Raw genomic sequence first — 18557 nt, 5'->3', positions numbered from 1 at the left:
TACAGCGTCGACAACTTGTAATTTAAAGCCTAATGAATAATCTCGTTGTGTTCGTTTGATCGGTGTATTATTTGACTTGGTCATAATAAGTCCTATATGTGTAAACATATTTCAGGACGAGACAATGCGTACAAAAAGGCCTCCAACGTGGAGGCCTTTTTGCTTAAATTCGATTATTGATTTTAGGTTTTGTACATGTTGCGGTTTTCAATCGCTTCACGCCAACCTCCTAACCACTCTGATTTGGGATCTACTTGTTGATAAGGGCATAGCTCTTTTGAGCGACCTGCTAAACCTGCTTTAAAACCTTGAGAATGAGCTCTTTCTAAACGATCTCTTTTCTGTCTCTTCATCGGTAATATCCTCACCTTTTTATTTATATATTGTGTAGCATTAGTGAAATCTACATTTAATGAATAGTTAATAAAAATGTAAAATTCAAATCGTAAAAGCAATTAAATTGTTTGACTTTAACTAAGCTGCTGATGCAAAAATGAATTAACATTTAAAAAAGTAAGTGGTCATACAACATTTAATTTGACCGGTTTTATGCTAAATAAAATGCGACTCAATAATCGCTAAAAAGCAATTATGTGCTTTAATTGTGACCGACTAATATTGACTAAGTTCCAAACAAAAATGTAATCGTGACACTTTTATTTCAGTTATTTTTATTCACCCGATTTGCATTCTTTTTAAACAATTTAATATTATACTTGATTATTTAAAGTCGATCGGTCTAATATTGGTGCATGAACAAAAATACATCAACACCAATACGCCGTGGTCGCCCACCTAAAATAACCAGAGAGAACGCCGATACCAAAGCGTTACTTATTCGCACGGGCCTAGAAACCCTAACTGAGTTTGGCTTTAGCGCCACGGGGCTCGATACTATTTTAAAAAAAGCGGCTGTACCTAAAGGCTCTTTTTATCATTACTTTAAAAGTAAAGAAGCCTACGGCATTGCCCTAGTTGATGCATACGACAGTTACTTTATTGCAAAGCTTACCCATTACCTACAGCAAGAAGATGTTCCCCCACTTGAGCGAATCGTTAATTTTACCCAAAGCGCAATTAAAGGAATGAAAAAATACGATTACAAACGTGGCTGTTTAGTAGGTAACTTAAATCAAGAGCTTAATCATTTAAGTGATGAGTTTAAAACCAGATTAATGCAAAGCTACACCGCTTGGCAAAACCATGTAGAGGTTTGCTTAAACCAAGCTAAGCAGCATGGCACTATTGCAAGCCATGTAAATACAAAATTGATGAGTGAGTACTTTTGGATTGGTTGGGAAGGTGCGGTTATGCGCGCCAAGCTCACAAAATCAAATACTCCACTTACTTTGTATACAGAAATGTTTTTACGCGCATTATTAACCTAATGCGTTTTTATTTACCAATTAAAAGACGATCGGTCTAAAAGGATATCCCATGAGTAACCCAATTAAAGCCATTGTTATTAATAAAGAAGATAATAACTATAGCGCTTCATTATCAACTATCGAAAATAGTGATTTACCAAACGAAAACGTGTCTATTGACGTGCTATACAGCACACTTAACTATAAAGATGGTTTAGCAATTACTGGTAAAGGCCCTGTTGTACGCAGTTTTCCTATGGTGCCAGGTATCGATTTAGTGGGAACGGTTACAAATTCCACCAGCGATGAATTTAAAAATGGCGATAACGTAATATTAAATGGCTTTGGTGTAGGCGAAAAACATTGGGGCGGGCTTGCTCAAAAAGCGGCACTTAATAGCGATTGGCTAATCCCCTTGCCTGCAGGTATTTCTCCAAAACAAGCGATGCAAATAGGTACAGCCGGTTATACCGCTATGCTAAGTGTTATAGCACTTGAAAAACAAGGTATTACGCCTGAATCTGGCGAAATACTGGTAACAGGTGCCAATGGTGGCGTAGGCAGCTTTGCTATTTATTTATTAAACCAGCTTGGCTACAACGTAACAGCAGCTACGGGTCGATTAGATCAAAGTGAATATTTAAAAGAGTTAGGTGCTAAACAGGTAATTGACAGAAACGAGCTTTCAAATCCTGGTAAGCCTTTGCAAAAAGAGCGCTTTGCAGCGGCAATAGATTCAGTAGGTAGCCATACACTTGCTAATATTTGTGCATCATTAAAGTATGGGGGTGTAGTAACCGCCTGCGGACTTGCCCAAGGCATGGATTTACCTGCCTCAGTTGCCCCATTTATATTACGTGGTGTGTCACTAATAGGCATTGATAGCGTAATGCGCCCTAAAGCCGACAGAATTGAAGCGTGGGATCGTTTAGCTAAATTAGTAAGCGCCGATTACTTAGATAAAATTTCGACAGAAATATCACTAGAACACGTAATTGATAACGCAGAGCTACTTATGCAAGGCAAAATTCGCGGTCGTGTTGTAGTTAATTGTCAAAGTTAAGCTATTTACTCTGTTAAAGCCTCGTTATTAAATTTATAATGCAATTTGTATTTTAATAACGAGGCAACACCTATGAGCAACCAAGAACTTTTCAGTAATAATCCACTGCAAGGCGTTAAATTAGAACAAGTGGTTGAAGAGCTGGTTGAACAATACGGGTGGGAGCTCCTACACGCTTATTTACAACTTAACTGCTTTAAAAACAATCCTGATATAAAGTCAGCGGTTAAATTTTTACGTAAAACACAATGGGCACAAGAAAAAGTAGATAACTTTTACCTTTATCGCCTAAAAAACTTACCTAGACCTGATGATGTGCAATACGAATTACCGCCACGTGATCGCGTGATCCCAGCTGATCATAAACCTGGTGAGCCATGTGAGTTAAGTTTTAGTGATGCAAAACGTATTATGGAAAAAAAAGCATCAAAGCAACGTGCTCGTGATCGTAAACAACGCTCTAATTCTAGTAACCCTTGGGGTAACTAAACACGCTAATTTAATTTTGTAGAGCTATTTTAAATGGCTCTACAACTCTCTTTTATTAATTTTTATTACATCCACGCCGTATAGCTAACAAATAGAAATCAATACCCTCGGTTTTTCCAAAAATCTGTTTCAGTACGCTCTGCCTCTAATGCCACCTTAAATGTTTTATCAGCAATAATTTTTCCATTTAGCTCAATCGTCATACGCCAATCACCCAACTTATTCTCTATTGGTAACCAAAGCGTGTCGCCTAAATAAAAGTTCCAATCACTGTTTTTAACGTATACATCGCCTTCAAAGGGGTCCATTACATCACCTTCACTGTCTATAATATCTGGATGGTATATACAATAGTGAAGCTTTTCGCCTTTACCCTTTTTAATATTTACGATTAAGCCAAACTCAACATCTACCTCAGCTATTACATTTGTTGTAAATTGCTCTATTTGTGGCAATGCTTTACTTTCGCTGTCCCACTTAGAGTAAATACCGTGACTTTGTAACGTCACTACAGGTTTTGTTTTAGCCATTAAGGTAACCTTTTATATTAGCTATTTTTGCATTAGTTTAACTTTTTGAAATTTTAAAATAAAACACAATCCAATAAAGTTAAATCTCAACTTAGCTTTAATACTTCGCCTATTTACATCATTGCTAATTTGTCATCATTGTTTACACACTATTTGCACAATTGCTGATTATTGTTTAAGTAACTTAGTTGATAAGGTAGGCAGCAATGAAACTACACGCACTTAATATTAAAAACTCAAATAGGGTAAATGCTATAAAGCTAAGCACCTTGGCTCTAGTTGTTTTATCGTTAGTTGCTTGCGGAGGTGGAGAAGGCATAGTTGATACCTCAACAACTACAGATTCATCATCAACCACCTCAGATAACGGTACAGGTACGAGTAGCTCAACCCAAGGCGTGTTTTGTGAATATAGCTACAGTGAATATAACGAGTCAGAATCAGTACAAGCCACCAGCGCCGCAGATTGGTCATGCACAGGAACTACACGCGACTTAGTCGCTAATGGTATACCTGATCACGAAGTAGGTACATTCCCTAATGCCGATAACCCAAATACTATTTCTGAACAATCAGTAATTGAAAGCTACACACTTGAGCCTGTAGAAACAACACAAGCAACCATGCTTGGTGGCCCTCGCGGAATCATAGGTGTTGTACTTAACGGCATTAAAATAGACGCCGGAACAGGCGGAAGTTGCGATGATTCAGGCACCGATTGCGATTTAGGCGACAACAGCGGTAATTGGAATATAGAAGCTTTAAGCCAAGACACGTTTAGTTTTGGAACAGACGACAACAATGCACACGTACAACCCGATGGCACATATCATTATCATGGTATGCCTGAAGGCTTTGTAATACTGCGAGGTGGTAATAGCTCCACTATGACTCTAATAGGATGGGCAGCAGACGGCTTTCCTATTTATGCACGTTACGGCTATTCAGACTCAAATGATGCGTCTTCAACGCTAACCGTAATGACCGGTAGCTACCAACACATAACAACCGTAAGCGCAAACCGCCCTTCTACCGATATATACCCATTAGGTACATTTTCACAAGATTGGGAATACGTAGCAGGCTCTGGTGATTTAGATGAATGTAATGGTCGCGTTGGCGTAACACCTGAGTTTCCTCAAGGGATATACCACTACTACGCAACAGACACTTATCCGTTTTTTCAACGCTGCGTTAAAGGCGAAGTTTAATTAGGAGTAAGTTATGCCTTATATGAAAAATTATCTGTTAAGTGTGACCACATTGGGCTTATTGAGCACATCAACATTAGCAAACGCGCATTTAATGGTTGCAGAGCACGGTACGCTGAATTTTGTTGATAATAACGTGTTTATTGTGCTTTCAATCCCTATGTCGGCTTTTAAGGGGGTTGATGAAAACAAGGATGGCAAAGTGTCAATAGTTGAGTTTAACGCTCATAAAAAGCTAATAACTAAGCGAGTTAAAAAGAACGTTTATTTAGCGGATCATCAGTATAAATTTACTATTGATGGACTTTTGCTAAACCCAGAAGCGTCGCATACACATAAAAGCAACAACATAGACCAAATAACCATTACTGGGCGCTACTCTTTGCCTAGTAAACTAACCAAAGTTAACTTTAACGTTAAGCTATTTAGTAACAATGAGCACAAGCAGCATTATCAAATTACAGCGACTAATAAAACGCAAAAGCTAACTCATCAATTTGAGCTATCACCAACGTCGCCCTTTAGTAAGGTGTTTAATAATTAGTAATATTTACCTAAATAATTAAGTGGCAAAGAGTACAAGTTAAACCAATTTGTGCTCTTTTTTATCTTTGTCTTGTTATTTAACACTCTTTAGTGAAGGGTTCTTTCTATAAAGATACAAGCTTGGGATTTTTAGGAAAGTAATGCTCTTGTTGCTGTTCACATAAACTAAACTCACGGGTGTTTTTATATGGCAACTTCATAAAGCCCGCAACACCCACGTCCGTAATATTTACCGCGTATTGCATTAGTTTATTAAGAAGGCGTTTAAACTCAACCTCTTTGCTCGAATCGAGTAAGCGGTAGTAATGGTGAATCTTCATTCTGTCAGGCAGTGCTTCAAAAATAATACACCCCGTATGATGAATTTGGTTAAGCTCAAATACGCACTTAATAACTTTTTTAGGTAGCTGTAGTTGCTCATCAGGGTCTTTACCGTCTTCAAAGTATGAATGCGGGCGGGTTATGTCGTTTGCTTTCATGCTTACAACTTCGTATTCAAGCTCTGGTAGGCTATCAAACTTAAATGCACCGGTGCCATCTCGCTCTAACTGAATAGTTTTACGGGCATCAAACAAACAACACTTAAATAACCCTTTTTGATTAATCGCTTGCGCAAGCATCACTGTGTTATTAATCGCATCACTAAACGCATCACCCAATGATTCGTCATGCATAATTAAAGACGATTCAACAAACATTGACTCATCCTTCCAATGAAAACTAAGCCCACCTACTACAGGGTACTTAGCTAATCGGCTTATTGATGCTAAAAATGCTTTTTCGGTATCGCCTGTATCAAACAAAAACTCTTTATAATAGCGGTCAAGTTGCGCGTCGTTTATATCTAGTAATTGCTGGTTATGATCGGCTTGGCGTAAAAACTGTTTTCGTGAACTATATACCACCGTGTCGGGCTGCTCGTCGTTGCCATACCAAAAAGGAATATCAGCTTTTCTTTGTTTTTTATCAAGCTCAGGTAAATACATTTTGGCCATAGTTGTAATGTTACGCATAAAGTAATCACCAGCACCATCACGTATGGCCTTACTTTTTGACAACATGCCATCAATCACCTTAGCCAGCTCTTTTGGGAGCCCTAAGCTGCTTGCAGGGATGGCTTGCGCACCAAAGCGACACGACTGCGCCGACGCTAGCGCATACAACGTAGCGGCTACACCTTGTTCGTCAAATCGTGGGGATGATTGCTCCCCCGACATTTGCGCTTCACCAATAAAGTACACATCGCCCATACGAGCATTCGTTGTGCTTAAATCGCCCGACATTAAATCCATAAAGTTACTGGCAACAGGGTTACCATCACTATCGAGCTGTGCATACACAGAGCTGCCCCAATCCACTAACGAAAGCGCATTAGTGTTTGCATCCCAAACAAGGTTTGAAGGTTTTATATCGCCATGCACTATAGGTTGTGGGCTAACGCCATTTTTGTGGCTACGTAAATCAATTAATACATTACGTAACCTAACAGCTAGCGCCATTATTTGCGCGGCACTAAAGCGCCCTGTTTTAAGCGATACTTTTTCAAGGTCCTCTCCAATGGCGCGAGCCATCATTAAAATCCCTTGTTTTTTAATTCGCTCAAATGCATAAAAGGTAGGCACTAAGGGGTTATTAATTTGCGAAAGCATATACGCTTCGTCTTCTAGGCGGTCGCGTACACTTTGGGCAAGTGTAATACGCGAAAACTTAAATACCCAAGGTAAGCCGTTATCGTCATCACCTGCAAACACAAAACCAAAAGCACCCGAGCCAATCATTTCAACGTTTTTGTAGCCCAGCAGTGTTAGCTGCTTAATACAAATATTAAGCCACTGGCGGTGTTTTTTAGCATCGCGGTGCGAAAGCAAATAAACAGATTGCTCTTCGTTGATATAAAAATTGCGGATTTCTTTGGCTTTCAATGCAGGTACTCAAACTTATAAAACTAACCAATTATTAGTTTTATGTAATGAGATTACAATAGGTTAAATAAGAGTTTTGAAATCGTGGAATAAAACAGCGCTAAAATAGCGCCAGAACAGTAAATTTAATTGTAAACGTTAAAGCTCAAAGCAAGCTTTCACAATGCACTGTATATAAATACAGTGCATTGCTTTTTGCTAACTTTCTATAACACGAAGCTGCTTAATTGATGACACAGCTATGTGCGTTTGATAATAATATTTATTAGTGGCTCTACCACGGCTCATAAAATCGATAGTTACTCGTTTAGCTTCACCTGTTACTTCTATTGTTTTATCAATAAAAAAGGTGTCTGCTGGTTGTCCGTATTTACTTTGAAGCTCTGCTACCACATTAGGCTGTATTGATATCGTAATAGAACGCCTGTCGCGATAATCAGTTTCTGTATTTAAATATAACCAACTCCCCTGAGCTCCCGCCGCTTTAATATAAAACTGGTAAGTGCCAGCAACACCCTTTGGTGCACTTTGCTCAGTTAAAGCAATAAGGTTCATATTTGCAGCCGTACTTTGGCTCATTTCAATTTTATGGGGAACAGAACTACATGCACTAAGCGTTAGCACACTTAGTAAGGCTAGATATTTCAAGACACAATTTCCTTGTTTCTTACACCAATTCGCATAATTCAGTGATCTATTTTGAGACAATAAAATCGTGTGGAGAACACAGCAAAAATTTCGTTATTGAGTTGTTCTATATCAGAAACTTTTAATGCAGTTAGCGATTTAATCCCTTAAATTGATTAACTATTATTGCGAATTGGTATTATGCATTATTAAAAATATGTAGCGTTAATGATACCACTATATGCAGCTGTGTTTCTATAATCAATCCAAACAATTAATTAGCGCATATTAAGGCGCATTGCGCTGAGAAGGATCTGTTTTAAAGCTTTTTAGCAAACTTTGTGGGTCAACCACCTCGGTATGCTCTTTAGCAGCCTGCGCCCACCATATTAGTTGGCCAAACGTGTGTGAGAAATAATTAAACCACGATGATTGACTCTCTCCTGCAACAGGTTTGCCATCCTCACTAAACACATCTTGCGCTTTTGGCACGTGGATCATAGCCGATACTGGCAAACAGCCAAGTTCAGATAAAAACGTGCGCATACTAATGGCCGCTCTTACACCACCCCACTGTCCTGCTGAGTAAGTAACTATTGCACTTGGTTTATACGAAAATAGTGAGCTACCAAAATGATTAAGTAAGTCAGCGAGAGCTGGACTAATGCTGTGATTGTACTCAGGGCTAATCATTATATATCCATCTGCGGCTTTAATTTTATCAGCTAATAGAGTGAGCTCGGTAGGTGCTTTACTTTTAGCGTATGCAAAGTGTGGTTTAAATACGTTTTCGCTAGGAAAATCCAACGCATCAATTAGCTCAAACTCATGATCGCCAAAATGCTCTGTTAAGCATTCTATACAAGCCCTAGAAACCCTTAAGCCTAAGCGAGCTGGTTTTGGTGGAGTGCTATCGCGTACTGTGCCTAAAAATACTAAAAACTTCATATGTAATTCTCAACTTTTTAAACGATAGCTAAACACTAACATTTTTTAGTAATTGTGTATTACACATACGCATTGTTTATTGATTCAAAGCATAATAATAATTAAATTTAAAACTGAAATTTAGCAACAACCGCGCCGTTAAACATATTTTATCGTGTGTTACTATTTGATCCTAAGATCGATTTAATCATGCAGCAAGAGTTTTACCCAGTAGGCTCTGAACTGCCTAAAAGTAAAACACACTGCTTCAAACTCATCCTTGAAAAAGTACGCCCTAGTATTGATAACTTAGCCCTACACCACCCCAAAATATATTTCGAAGTGTCTCGTCACCTGCAAAGCGTTTTTCATCTTTATTAACTGCAATGCTATAGCTTGAATATGTGTATAGGGCTAACTGATTAAAAAGCTGATACGACAAGTTTGCAGTAAACTTAACGTTGTTTACTCCGTTGTGCCCATCACTAACATACCCCGCATTAAACCCCACGCCTGATTGAATATCTACTGATAGTAAATCGTTAATATAAAAACCTTTTTTTACTGCCATCTCCAAAAATGTACCGCTAGCATCAAATGAATGATAAACACTACTTAATAACTGAATATCGTCCGCATAAAAATACGCAACGTCGAGGCTTAGCTCATTATCGTGAGCATCAATGCCATCTTCGCGAGCTTTAATATAGTTATAGCCTACATACATCTCTATCCGCTCAGATAAGTGAGCGGTATAAATAGCATTTAAATTAAGCTCTGAATAATCACTACTAATACCTTTTGCCGCCCAAGGTATCACCGCAAAGTTTTTATAGTTAACCTCAGTAGCAATTGATGCAATGCCATTACCGGCAAGGTTATCTCGACCTTCGGTAACATATCGGCTCTCCCATAATGGGTGAATATGTAAATCAAACTCTTTATTTTTATAATTTACGTCAGTATGGGTATGCTTAATATTTCCGCCTACGCCCACTTCAAGCTCTTGGTAGTGCTCTTGTGTTTTTGCTTGTGCGTAAGCTGTATTTGCTACCGCTAGAGTCGTAATAACAAATACATATTTTAAATAGTGAGTCATTTATTAAGTCCAAAACCATCATAAATGGTAAAAGTGGCGCATAGTATTGTTATAAAACGCGTTAGCGCAATAAATAGATGCATATATATTGTTTTATTTATTAGATTTTGAAGTATTTACTAAGTATTACCCATAAACTACAAGTTGCAATTAGCTCGGGTTTTAACCAGCAAACCAAAGCTATATATGCACCGAGCAATGCTCTAGCAGGTACTTAATTTAATAGTTAAAATGATGGTTATAGTACTCATGGTGAAGTGTTCCCTATTGCAAAAACAGGAAAAGTATAAGTAGGAAAAAAAGTGCGGTAACGGGACAAACATAAGCAGCAACAACTCAATAGGCTGCTTATTCTTAACCTAATTTATTAGCAAATTTAATGACTTAAATAAGCCATAACGGCAATGAGTGCAACATAAAAACCAAAACCTAGTAAGAAGGTTAAGTCGACTCTTCTAGCTTTACTCGCTTTATAAGATGCAAAGTCTTTAAACTCGCTTTTATACAGCCCAAACGTAACCACTTTTAATAGTAGCCAACCGGTCGAGTAAAATAAAAAGCTCAAGCCAGTATCAACTATTAGCCAAATAAAAATCTCAAATGCAATACTCATCAACTATGTCCATTAGTTTGGAATACAAAAACTATATCAGCTATGTGTTTGAAATACAGCCAGCTAAGTTAATTAAGGTGTAACAGTAAATTTCGTTAAACCTATTAGCTGACCTGATTCGGTGACTACTTTTACCTGCCACTTACCAACAGAGTCGCTAGGAAAATTTACCTTGTGGGTCCATGCTCTGTAACCTAGCTCTCTCCCGCCGTTTATATTTAACGTGATCCGATCAACTTCCTTTTTATTATGAAGCCACACATGAAATATTTTTTCATTTAAGCCTCTTGGTGCTTTAACAGCGGTCCAACTATATAAACCTTGATGATGCAGTGTATAAGAGTCTAACTGTTTAATACTCCCAACTGGCTTTTTATGCTGTAAATCAACTTCATGAGCTAACGTAATATCGGTTAATCGCAGCGCAGCAGGAGGCACATAGCTTCTTAACTGCCACACAGCAGTGCTCAAAGCACATAAAATCAATACAAGAATAGGAAAGCGCCACCAGCGTGCATTAGGCATTAAATTGTTTAAACTCGGAAGAGTAACCACTACAGCCGTTACAAGGGCTGCAGCTAAACTTTGGCTCGTGGTAAGGTTTAACAAAATAGGTAGGGTAACAAGTAAAACAACGAATAAAGCAAAGTTATGAAACACACTAAATAACGTACGGTTTTTAGCAAGCTTCTTATAATAAAAGGGGTCGATTACCGATATAACCGCACACAAAACAATGAGGGAGGTAAAAAACGCTTGAGGATGGTCCCACTGCGTAACCGCTAAAAAAAACGGCAAAGCAAAAAATAGACTTTCTTGTTGTACCATTTGTAGAGCAAAACGCATTACATTAGGAGATACAGCCACACCAAATTTTTCTTCTACTTTGTCTCGTAGCCAATTATCAATAATTAGCCACAACCAACTAATAAGTAAAAATATCGCAATAACTTGCGAAAAAGACTCTTTTCTATCTACAAGTGCAAAGCTGGCTACGCCCGACAAAAACGCCAACACAGCCAATAATCCAGGCCGCTTTTGCATCGCGCTTATAAATTTAGCGATTATATTTTTACAGTAATCCATGTATGAGTGTTTCCGTACGGGTACGTACTTTATTATTTTTATTCAGAGAATGATTAGTTTAACCAAGTTTAAATGAACAACAGATAGATGGATGGATTTAAACGCGCCATTTAACAGTACATCAAACTAACCATTTTTAATTAAATAAAAGCTCGGCATAGCGCGTCATTGGGACGTTTATTAATTTTTGTAACGCGTAAGCCTTAGCAAGTAATTCATCCTCACTAAGTACAGGCATTTTATTGTTAAAAGCAAAAACAATTTTATTCCCGCCTTCAATAATAAAACTAAAAATCTGTCCTGCAAATTCTTTCTCAAGTAGTTGATCAAACGCTTCTCTTTGCCCAACTTTGGTATGGCAAATATTAAGTACTAAAACACCATCAAAAGTGAGCGCGTTTTTACAATCACGTAAGTAGGATGATTGCACCTGATCTGACTCCATCCCTTCTGAGCTGTATAAATCAGAAAAAATAACATCCGTTTTTATCTGCGTGTTTTTCATGTAGTTTGCCGCATCATCAATATGAATAAACAAACGTTCTGACACAGGAACTTCAAAATATTTTATAGCCATATCAGCAACGGCTTTACGATATTCAACGGTATGTATAGTCAGCGCGGGAAACGCATGATAAAGACTTTTTGCGATAGAGCCCGCCCCAAGTCCCATTATCATCGCGGTTTTTAAGTGCGGAATAAAAAAAAGCGCAGCCATCATAGCTTGCGTATAAGCTAAGCTTAACCCATTAATATTATTTAATTTAATACAGCTTTGATAAATTTTTCCGTCAAAGCTGAGAATAAGACTCTTTTTTGTTTGATATACATAAACAGGGCCATGCTCATCAATAGTTGATGCAATACAAGTGCCTTTGATATCCACGAATACTCAATAGGTGAGGTGATGAAAAACGAGTATAACTTACTTAACGTACTGCCATGGCTATTAATATGATTTATAGCCTTTTATTAATTTACAGGCATTTATATACGTACTCAGAAAAGTCTTTTTATCTTTTGAGATTAGATTAGCTAAGGTATCTACTTATATAGCTAGCTGGAACTTACCCGTGATGACATTTATTATAAACAGCGACGCAATACGCTAAAAACAAACTAATATACTGATATAGCTACAAAAAAACTCTTTGAATATTCCTCATGTTCAACATGAATAAAGTACACATCAACACCAAAGAAGTCTAAACGGCTAAACATCCATACTTTATTTTTATCGATATATGCCTTTTTTTCGTCAATTACTACGTAATCGCATCTAACAATAATGTGTAATGAATATGACTCATGTTTTATGTGAAATTAAACCGTTTTTCTTCATATGCCAATCCACGTATAAATTACTCATCCCTTAGTGCTAAACACTATTACTAACAACTTAAAGCCGCTGAACAAAACCAGCTAAGTAAGTTGCAAGGCTAATAAAGCGCAGAGCATCAATTAGGTTTAAATTATAAAATTGGATATAAACACGATGAAAAAAGATTTTACATTTAATATTAAGAGCGTTTCACTCGACGAAAATTATCATCCATCAACTAATACGCGTATCACAACCAACTTTGCTAATTTAGCCAGAGGTGAATACCGCAAAGCAAACTTGCGTAACGCCTTAAACATGATTAACAACCGTTTTAATGCCCTAGCCCACTGGGATAACACCAAAGGTGAGCGTTATGCTGTAGAGCTTGAAATTGTCTCTGTTGAGATAGGTATTGAAGACGGCGGCGAAAGCTTCCCATCAATCGAAATATTAAAAACAAATATTGTTGATCATAAAACTAATAAGCGCATTGAAGGCATTGTAGGAAACAACTTTTCATCGTATGTGCGTGACTACGACTTTAGCGTACTCCTACAAGAGCACAATAAAGGCAAGCCTCAATTTAGTATTCCTGATGACTTTGGGGTTTTACATGGCAAACTATTTCAGTCATTCGTAAATTCGGATACATACAAACAAAACTTTAAAAAACCACCTGTTATATGCCTAAGTGTGTCAGATAACAAAACCTACAACCGCACTGAAAACCAACACCCGGTACTTGGCGTTGAATACGAACCAAATGAATCGTCTTTAACTGAGCAATACTTCAAAAAAATGGGCTTACAGGTACGTTATTTTATGCCACCAAATAGTGCCGCGCCTTTAGCATTGTTTTTCTTTGGTGATTTACTTAATGATTACAGCAATCTTGAGCTTATAAGCACCATTAGTACGATGGAAACGTTTCAAAAAATCTACAGACCAGAGATTTATAATGCCAACGCAACAGCGGGTAAATCATATAAACCAAACTTAAAAAACTTGGATCACTCACTAACGCAAATTGTGTATGACCGAGAAGAGCGCGGCAAGTTAGCCAGTGAGCAAGGCAAGTTTGCGCAAGAGCATTTTATCAAGCCGTACCAAACGGTCCTTGAGCAATTCTCTACTCGCTATCTGTCATAACAACTAATAGTAACAACCAGTAATAACGCGCTTAACGCTACGTTTAATAATTAACTAAAATATACGGCATTATTTATTATGAAAAACTTACTACCTACATCTACCGCTGGCAGTTTACCTAAGCCTTTATGGCTTGCAGAGCCAGAAACACTTTGGTCACCTTGGAAATTACAAGGTGATGAATTAACTCAAGGCAAACACGACGCCCTACGCTTGTCATTATTCGACCAACAACAAGCAGGCATTGATATTGTTAGCGATGGTGAGCAAACAAGGCAACACTTTGTAACTACATTTATAGAGCACCTAAATGGCGTTGACTTTGAAAAACGTAAAACAGTAAAAATTCGTGACCGATACGATGCAAGCGTACCCACTGTTGTTGGCCCTGTGAGCCGCCAAAAGTCAGTGTTTGTTGAAGACGCTAAATTTTTACGCAAGCAAACCAAGCAACCAATAAAATGGGCATTACCAGGCCCAATGACCATGATTGACACGCTTTACGACGATCATTATAAAAGCCGCGAAAAACTAGCGTGGGAATTTGCCATAATTCTCAATCAAGAAGCAAAAGAGTTAGAAGCTGCAGGCGTTGATATCATCCAATTTGATGAGCCCGCGTTTAACGTATTTTTTGATGAAGTAAACGACTGGGGAATTGCCTGTTTAGAGCGCGCAATTGAAGGGCTTAAATGCGAAACCGCCGTGCATATTTGCTATGGCTACGGCATTAAAGCAAATACAGATTGGAAAAAAACACTAGGATCTGAATGGCGACAGTACGAAGAAGCATTTCCTAAGCTTCAGCAATCTAATATCGATATTATCTCACTAGAGTGCCATAACTCGCATGTACCAATGGATTTACTAGAACTCATTCGCGGTAAAAAAGTAATGGTAGGCGCAATTGATGTAGCAAATCACACTATCGAAACGCCAGAGGAAGTAGCTAATACGCTGCGTAAAGCACTGCAATTTGTAGATGCCGACAAACTCTACCCGTGTACAAACTGCGGTATGGCTCCACTACCTCACCATATAGCTAACGGCAAATTAAATGCCTTGAGCGCTGGAGCTGAAATTATAAGAAAAGAACTAAATAAGTAAAATAGGGTTTAAATCTACATACGCCCTAAGATGAATCAACTTACCTAGCGGCATTGAAAAGTAAGAGATCACCACTGTTAAAACTTGCGGTGGGAAGTGAGCTTTAGAGCTTGCTGTCCACCTCAGAGGTGTTGTTAGGTATACACTGCTCGAAAGAGAACAATACCTGTAATTATGATCAAAGAACAATATATAAACTGCTCAGCTAAGTATATTAATAATCTACTTTTTACAGAACACTTAAACATATAAGACTCTTTGTAAATTAAGCCATAAATTAGCAATATAAACCATGCTAAAAAGAATATAGATATTAATACGAGTTTTGCAAACGGCTGAATTAGGATCTCACTAATTGCCAACCCACAAAGTAAGAATACAACGATTAAGAAAGTAGACTCAAAAATAGTTTTGAATTTTTCTTTAAGGATCAACACCAAACTCAATACTTCCTTGTATACCTAACAAGCCTATAGATTAACTCGTTTTTTATTTTTTTTTGTTGATAAAAAACCATAGCTGACTTCCTATTTTGGTTCAATCTATTAGTGTTTTTCATGAAATTTAGGATGGGTGCCTAGTTTATTTTGTTTATTTTTTGCTCACAATACTGAGCTACTGTTCATATATTGTAAATTTTAGTTTTCATCTTGTAATTCTAGGTCTGTTATCGTTACGGATGTCTCACCGTAATTCTTAGCTCTTACTCTCATTAACTCCTTTAACCTGGTTATTTCTCTAGCTGAAAGTCTGAACTTTCCACCTGTGTTCGCGTCTTTAGTGACTTTATCGGTCAACGCATAATTTCTTGACATTCCTATTGATGCTGCTGAGTTAGTAGATATGCCCCCACCAAAGACTCTTTTACTTCCAAATAGATCAGCAATTGCCCAATTATTTATAATGGGCTCAATTTTATCCGACTTATTTATTATTTCTTGGGTTGTTTTATCAGCAAATTGCAACAGATGAAGTTTGAGGTCATTGCTAAAATTAGGAAAATAATCAGCATTTCTCGCATAATAACTTGAGACCTCTAAACTATTTAGAGAATCAATTTTTGTACCTCTATTCGAATTGACAAAATCTGTTGCATTATTTTTTAATAGCTTATATACATTTTTACCTGAAAAGGCTTTTTTATTGATATTTGGGCTGCCGATATACCCTTGATATAAACCATAAATAATTAAAGGTTCTTTACTATAGTTTTTATCTAAAATCCCATACTGTATGTCACTGAGACTCAACTGAAGACTACCAATATTTACTAGCTTTTTATCCAATAGTGAGTCAGGACCAGTTAATATTTTTTCTAAACTAACTATTGGATACCGCTTAACAATTTCGTTAATTAAAGTAATGTTATAAAGATTAAGCCAATAGGCCAATTGCTCTTGTTTTGAATATAAATTAAGGTTGTTTTTCTCGGGCAATGATTCTAAATATTTTTTAACATCATTGACTAAACTTTTTTGTTTAGGAGATTTTATCAACTCATATGTGAATCTGTTACTTTCATTATGGGTAGCACTGGGGAAAACATTTCTTAACCTAGTACCTATCGGAGGTTTGTCAAGTTTAGCATTTATTCTTCTGGATGGCCCCATATCAAGAACATTCGATTCTAATAATATGTTCACAGGTTCAAAGTTTATTGTTAACTTAGATTTAGGTGAATAACCGCTAAATTGAGGGTAGGCTTTATCCTCAGCATGAAGATATTTTGGGGCGCTTAAAAGCAACAACAAACAACTAAACTTGATCAATAAACTAACTAATTTAAATAAACTCATAAAAAATCCTTATTTTGAGTAGAATAGCCCACATTCTTCATGAGCAACCTAACGAGTCTGTAGATTAACTCGTTTTTTATTTATTTTTATTGATAAACAAACCATAGCTGAGTTCCTATTTTCGTTCAATTGATTACTGTAATTTTACGCAGAATATAAAAAAGTGTTTGATATTGCTTTAATTGGCGTTTTGGAAGGGGTTGCGGCTGGTTGAGTAGCTTTAATTTAGGGTAAAAGGGCCTCCCTTTCTTAATTCATCGTCTTTTGCAACTTTTCTATTTTATGAACAAGGCAATACAGTTGCCGCAGTGTAAAGTAAAGGCATTCACTTTTTTTGACCCCGTAAGGTCAATTTATTCATGCCTTTATTCACTGTAATATTCCGCTTTTTATTTAAAGGAAAGCCGGTTCTATACAGCCGAGTCGTTTGCCATTCTTTAATAAACAGCTATCGTAGCCCGATTGGGCTGTCTATTTTTACTTTCATTTTGTCTACATAGCTCAGCTTTTTGCGTGATTCATTATTTATAATAATGCACTCTTCATACTGTTTTTGTTGGCTTTTTTCCTAATGATTAGGATAGGTGTCATCCTAATCATTATTTTCCTCAAAGTGATGAGGAGGTGTCCACTAAAACGGGTCAGGAGCATTGTCCTTGTTTAACAGCTTGTTATAACTAATTACCACTTCTAAGCTGTTCTTTTAAGTTAAGGTTTTCATTTTTCAATATTTCAACTTGCTGCTTGTAAGATGCAACTTCACTTTTTAAGCTAGAAACATCAGACTGTATCTCATCTAGTTTTTCTACAATTTCTATGGAACGTGCATTCCCCAAAAAGAGAACAATTAACGCTATTACGAATAACGTGCCACCAGTTAACTTTACTTTTGATTCCATCCACTACAGCTCCTTTGGTTATAACGCCTATTTAAGAGGCAAAATAAAGTTGGCTAAAATAGGTGAACGTAGTGAACAAAAAGCCAACTGTATTTTGTCCTTCTTGAAATTCTTATAGTTCGACCAAGCCACTTAATAGCTTTCTGAAATATATTGAATTAATTTATTTAAATTTATTTTTCGAGCTTTATAGTCCGTTATTTCACCACATCTTTCTGGGTAAAAATACTCAGTAATTGATTCAGGAGTATCTTGAACCAAACCCAAAGAACCGAATAGATTAATATAACTATTTTCTCTATTTGAATAATCTATATTGACCTTCCAGAAAGATCTTCCGTAGGAAGTACCAACGTAGTTACCTTTAGAGTCTTTTTTAACGAAAAGTACGCTACTAGTGTTAATTTCATAAACTCTTTGGTCATGCACTTCTGAAGACCAATGCACCGTAATGTACTTCTCAGTATATTTACCTTTAATACTTTCAATTATTTTGTACTTAGCCTGACCAGTTCCTAAGTCAGTAATTTTAATTTCTTGAGCTACTCCATAAACGATAAACTCTGAATTATGGATTAAATCACTCCATTTAGATGGGGCGAGTTTAGCTAGTGATATAGTCGAAAATAAAATTAAGAACGTTAATGTTAAAAACTTCACCGAACCTCCTTGTGCATATAACACCCTACATAACCGGTTTTGGCTGCTCTTGCCAAAATCCGGTTCATGTATTTGTTATATTTCATTGCGCGAATATCAATAAGGGGATATCACCAGCTACTTTGGGTACACTAATTGGCCC

19 protein-coding genes are annotated in these 18557 nt (G+C 37.1%); 7 read left to right on the top strand and 12 right to left on the bottom strand.

Going from position 1 to position 18557, the window contains the following annotated elements; all coding sequences use genetic code 11:
* Positions 1 to 182: 182 nt before the first annotated feature.
* The gene (rmf, locus tag H5120_RS19765; protein ID WP_002960897.1) at positions 183 to 353 is read right to left on the bottom strand and encodes a ribosome modulation factor; all 171 of its coding nucleotides are present in this window, start codon (positions 351 to 353) and stop codon (positions 183 to 185) included.
* Between the two features lie 399 nt (positions 354 to 752).
* Here rmf and H5120_RS19760 point away from each other — a divergent pair, with 399 nt between their 5' ends.
* The 3 genes from H5120_RS19760 to H5120_RS19750 all read left to right on the top strand — a co-directional run bounded on the left by H5120_RS19760 (position 753) and on the right by H5120_RS19750 (position 2919).
* Positions 753 to 1388, top strand: a complete 636-nt coding sequence (locus H5120_RS19760) for a TetR/AcrR family transcriptional regulator (protein WP_182675850.1) — start codon at positions 753 to 755, stop codon at positions 1386 to 1388.
* Between the two features lie 49 nt (positions 1389 to 1437).
* Positions 1438 to 2430: an MDR family oxidoreductase gene (locus H5120_RS19755; protein WP_182675849.1), complete on the top strand. Its 993-nt coding sequence runs from the start codon at positions 1438 to 1440 to the stop codon at positions 2428 to 2430.
* A 72-nt stretch (positions 2431 to 2502) separates the two neighbouring features.
* A complete protein-coding gene (locus tag H5120_RS19750) occupies positions 2503 to 2919 on the top strand; it encodes a VF530 family DNA-binding protein (protein WP_002960902.1) in 417 nt (138 codons plus the stop codon).
* 98 nt (positions 2920 to 3017) lie between these two features.
* Here H5120_RS19750 and H5120_RS19745 read toward each other — a convergent pair whose 3' ends face one another.
* Entirely contained in the window at positions 3018 to 3449 is a 432-nt protein-coding gene (locus H5120_RS19745) for a DUF3859 domain-containing protein (RefSeq protein WP_182675848.1), read from the bottom strand.
* 206 nt (positions 3450 to 3655) lie between these two features.
* On the opposite strand from H5120_RS19745, the gene H5120_RS19740 reads away from it, so the two are divergent.
* Both H5120_RS19740 and H5120_RS19735 read left to right on the top strand, forming a co-directional pair.
* A complete protein-coding gene (locus H5120_RS19740; RefSeq protein ID WP_182675847.1) occupies positions 3656 to 4660 on the top strand; it encodes a YHYH protein in 1005 nt (334 codons plus the stop codon).
* A 13-nt stretch (positions 4661 to 4673) separates the two neighbouring features.
* Complete coding sequence (locus tag H5120_RS19735; RefSeq protein ID WP_182675846.1) at positions 4674 to 5204, top strand: hypothetical protein; 531 nt, start codon at positions 4674 to 4676, stop codon at positions 5202 to 5204.
* Between the two features lie 106 nt (positions 5205 to 5310).
* On the opposite strand, the gene H5120_RS19730 is transcribed toward H5120_RS19735, so the two are convergent.
* The 7 genes from H5120_RS19730 to H5120_RS19700 form a co-directional block, all read right to left on the bottom strand.
* Positions 5311 to 7128, bottom strand: a complete 1818-nt coding sequence (locus H5120_RS19730; protein WP_182675845.1) for a protein kinase domain-containing protein — start codon at positions 7126 to 7128, stop codon at positions 5311 to 5313.
* 198 nt (positions 7129 to 7326) lie between these two features.
* Positions 7327 to 7776 (bottom strand): hypothetical protein, encoded by a 450-nt coding sequence (locus tag H5120_RS19725; RefSeq protein ID WP_182675844.1) that lies wholly within the window; start codon positions 7774 to 7776, stop codon positions 7327 to 7329.
* A gap of 267 nt (positions 7777 to 8043) precedes the next feature.
* Positions 8044 to 8703, bottom strand: a complete 660-nt coding sequence (locus tag H5120_RS19720; protein ID WP_182675843.1) for an NADPH-dependent FMN reductase — start codon at positions 8701 to 8703, stop codon at positions 8044 to 8046.
* 274 nt (positions 8704 to 8977) lie between these two features.
* On the bottom strand, positions 8978 to 9781 hold the full coding sequence (locus H5120_RS19715) for a hypothetical protein (RefSeq protein ID WP_182675842.1): 804 nt from the start codon (positions 9779 to 9781) through the stop codon (positions 8978 to 8980).
* 376 nt (positions 9782 to 10157) lie between these two features.
* A complete protein-coding gene (locus H5120_RS19710; protein ID WP_182675841.1) occupies positions 10158 to 10394 on the bottom strand; it encodes a hypothetical protein in 237 nt (78 codons plus the stop codon).
* Positions 10395 to 10466: 72 nt separating this feature from the next.
* Positions 10467 to 11480 carry a DUF5924 family protein gene (locus H5120_RS19705; protein ID WP_138489039.1) on the bottom strand — a complete coding sequence of 338 codons (1014 nt, stop codon included), beginning with the start codon at positions 11478 to 11480 and terminating at the stop codon, positions 10467 to 10469.
* 136 nt (positions 11481 to 11616) lie between these two features.
* Complete coding sequence (locus H5120_RS19700) at positions 11617 to 12366, bottom strand: spermidine synthase (protein WP_182675840.1); 750 nt, start codon at positions 12364 to 12366, stop codon at positions 11617 to 11619.
* A 609-nt stretch (positions 12367 to 12975) separates the two neighbouring features.
* On the opposite strand from H5120_RS19700, the gene H5120_RS19695 reads away from it, so the two are divergent.
* Together H5120_RS19695 and H5120_RS19690 are read left to right on the top strand one after the other, a co-directional pair.
* Positions 12976 to 13953: a DUF1852 domain-containing protein gene (locus H5120_RS19695; protein ID WP_182675839.1), complete on the top strand. Its 978-nt coding sequence runs from the start codon at positions 12976 to 12978 to the stop codon at positions 13951 to 13953.
* 78 nt (positions 13954 to 14031) lie between these two features.
* Positions 14032 to 15060, top strand: a complete 1029-nt coding sequence (locus tag H5120_RS19690) for a methionine synthase (protein WP_182675838.1) — start codon at positions 14032 to 14034, stop codon at positions 15058 to 15060.
* Between the two features lie 638 nt (positions 15061 to 15698).
* Here the strand turns inward: H5120_RS19690 and H5120_RS19685 are convergent.
* The 3 genes from H5120_RS19685 to H5120_RS19675 all read right to left on the bottom strand — a co-directional run bounded on the left by H5120_RS19685 (position 15699) and on the right by H5120_RS19675 (position 18415).
* Positions 15699 to 16856, bottom strand: coding sequence for a DUF547 domain-containing protein (locus tag H5120_RS19685; RefSeq protein ID WP_182675837.1), 1158 nt, complete (start codon positions 16854 to 16856; stop codon positions 15699 to 15701).
* Between the two features lie 677 nt (positions 16857 to 17533).
* Positions 17534 to 17755 carry a hypothetical protein gene (locus H5120_RS19680; RefSeq protein ID WP_002961860.1) on the bottom strand — a complete coding sequence of 74 codons (222 nt, stop codon included), beginning with the start codon at positions 17753 to 17755 and terminating at the stop codon, positions 17534 to 17536.
* 132 nt (positions 17756 to 17887) lie between these two features.
* Positions 17888 to 18415 carry a hypothetical protein gene (locus H5120_RS19675; RefSeq protein WP_182675836.1) on the bottom strand — a complete coding sequence of 176 codons (528 nt, stop codon included), beginning with the start codon at positions 18413 to 18415 and terminating at the stop codon, positions 17888 to 17890.
* Positions 18416 to 18557 lie beyond the last annotated feature (142 nt).

Source organism: Pseudoalteromonas sp. SR43-2 (assembly GCF_014163885.1).
Classification (GTDB): Bacteria; Pseudomonadota; Gammaproteobacteria; order Enterobacterales; family Alteromonadaceae; genus Pseudoalteromonas; species Pseudoalteromonas distincta.
Note: the sequence above shows the minus strand (reverse complement) of the source record. Positions and strands in the feature narration are given on the sequence as shown.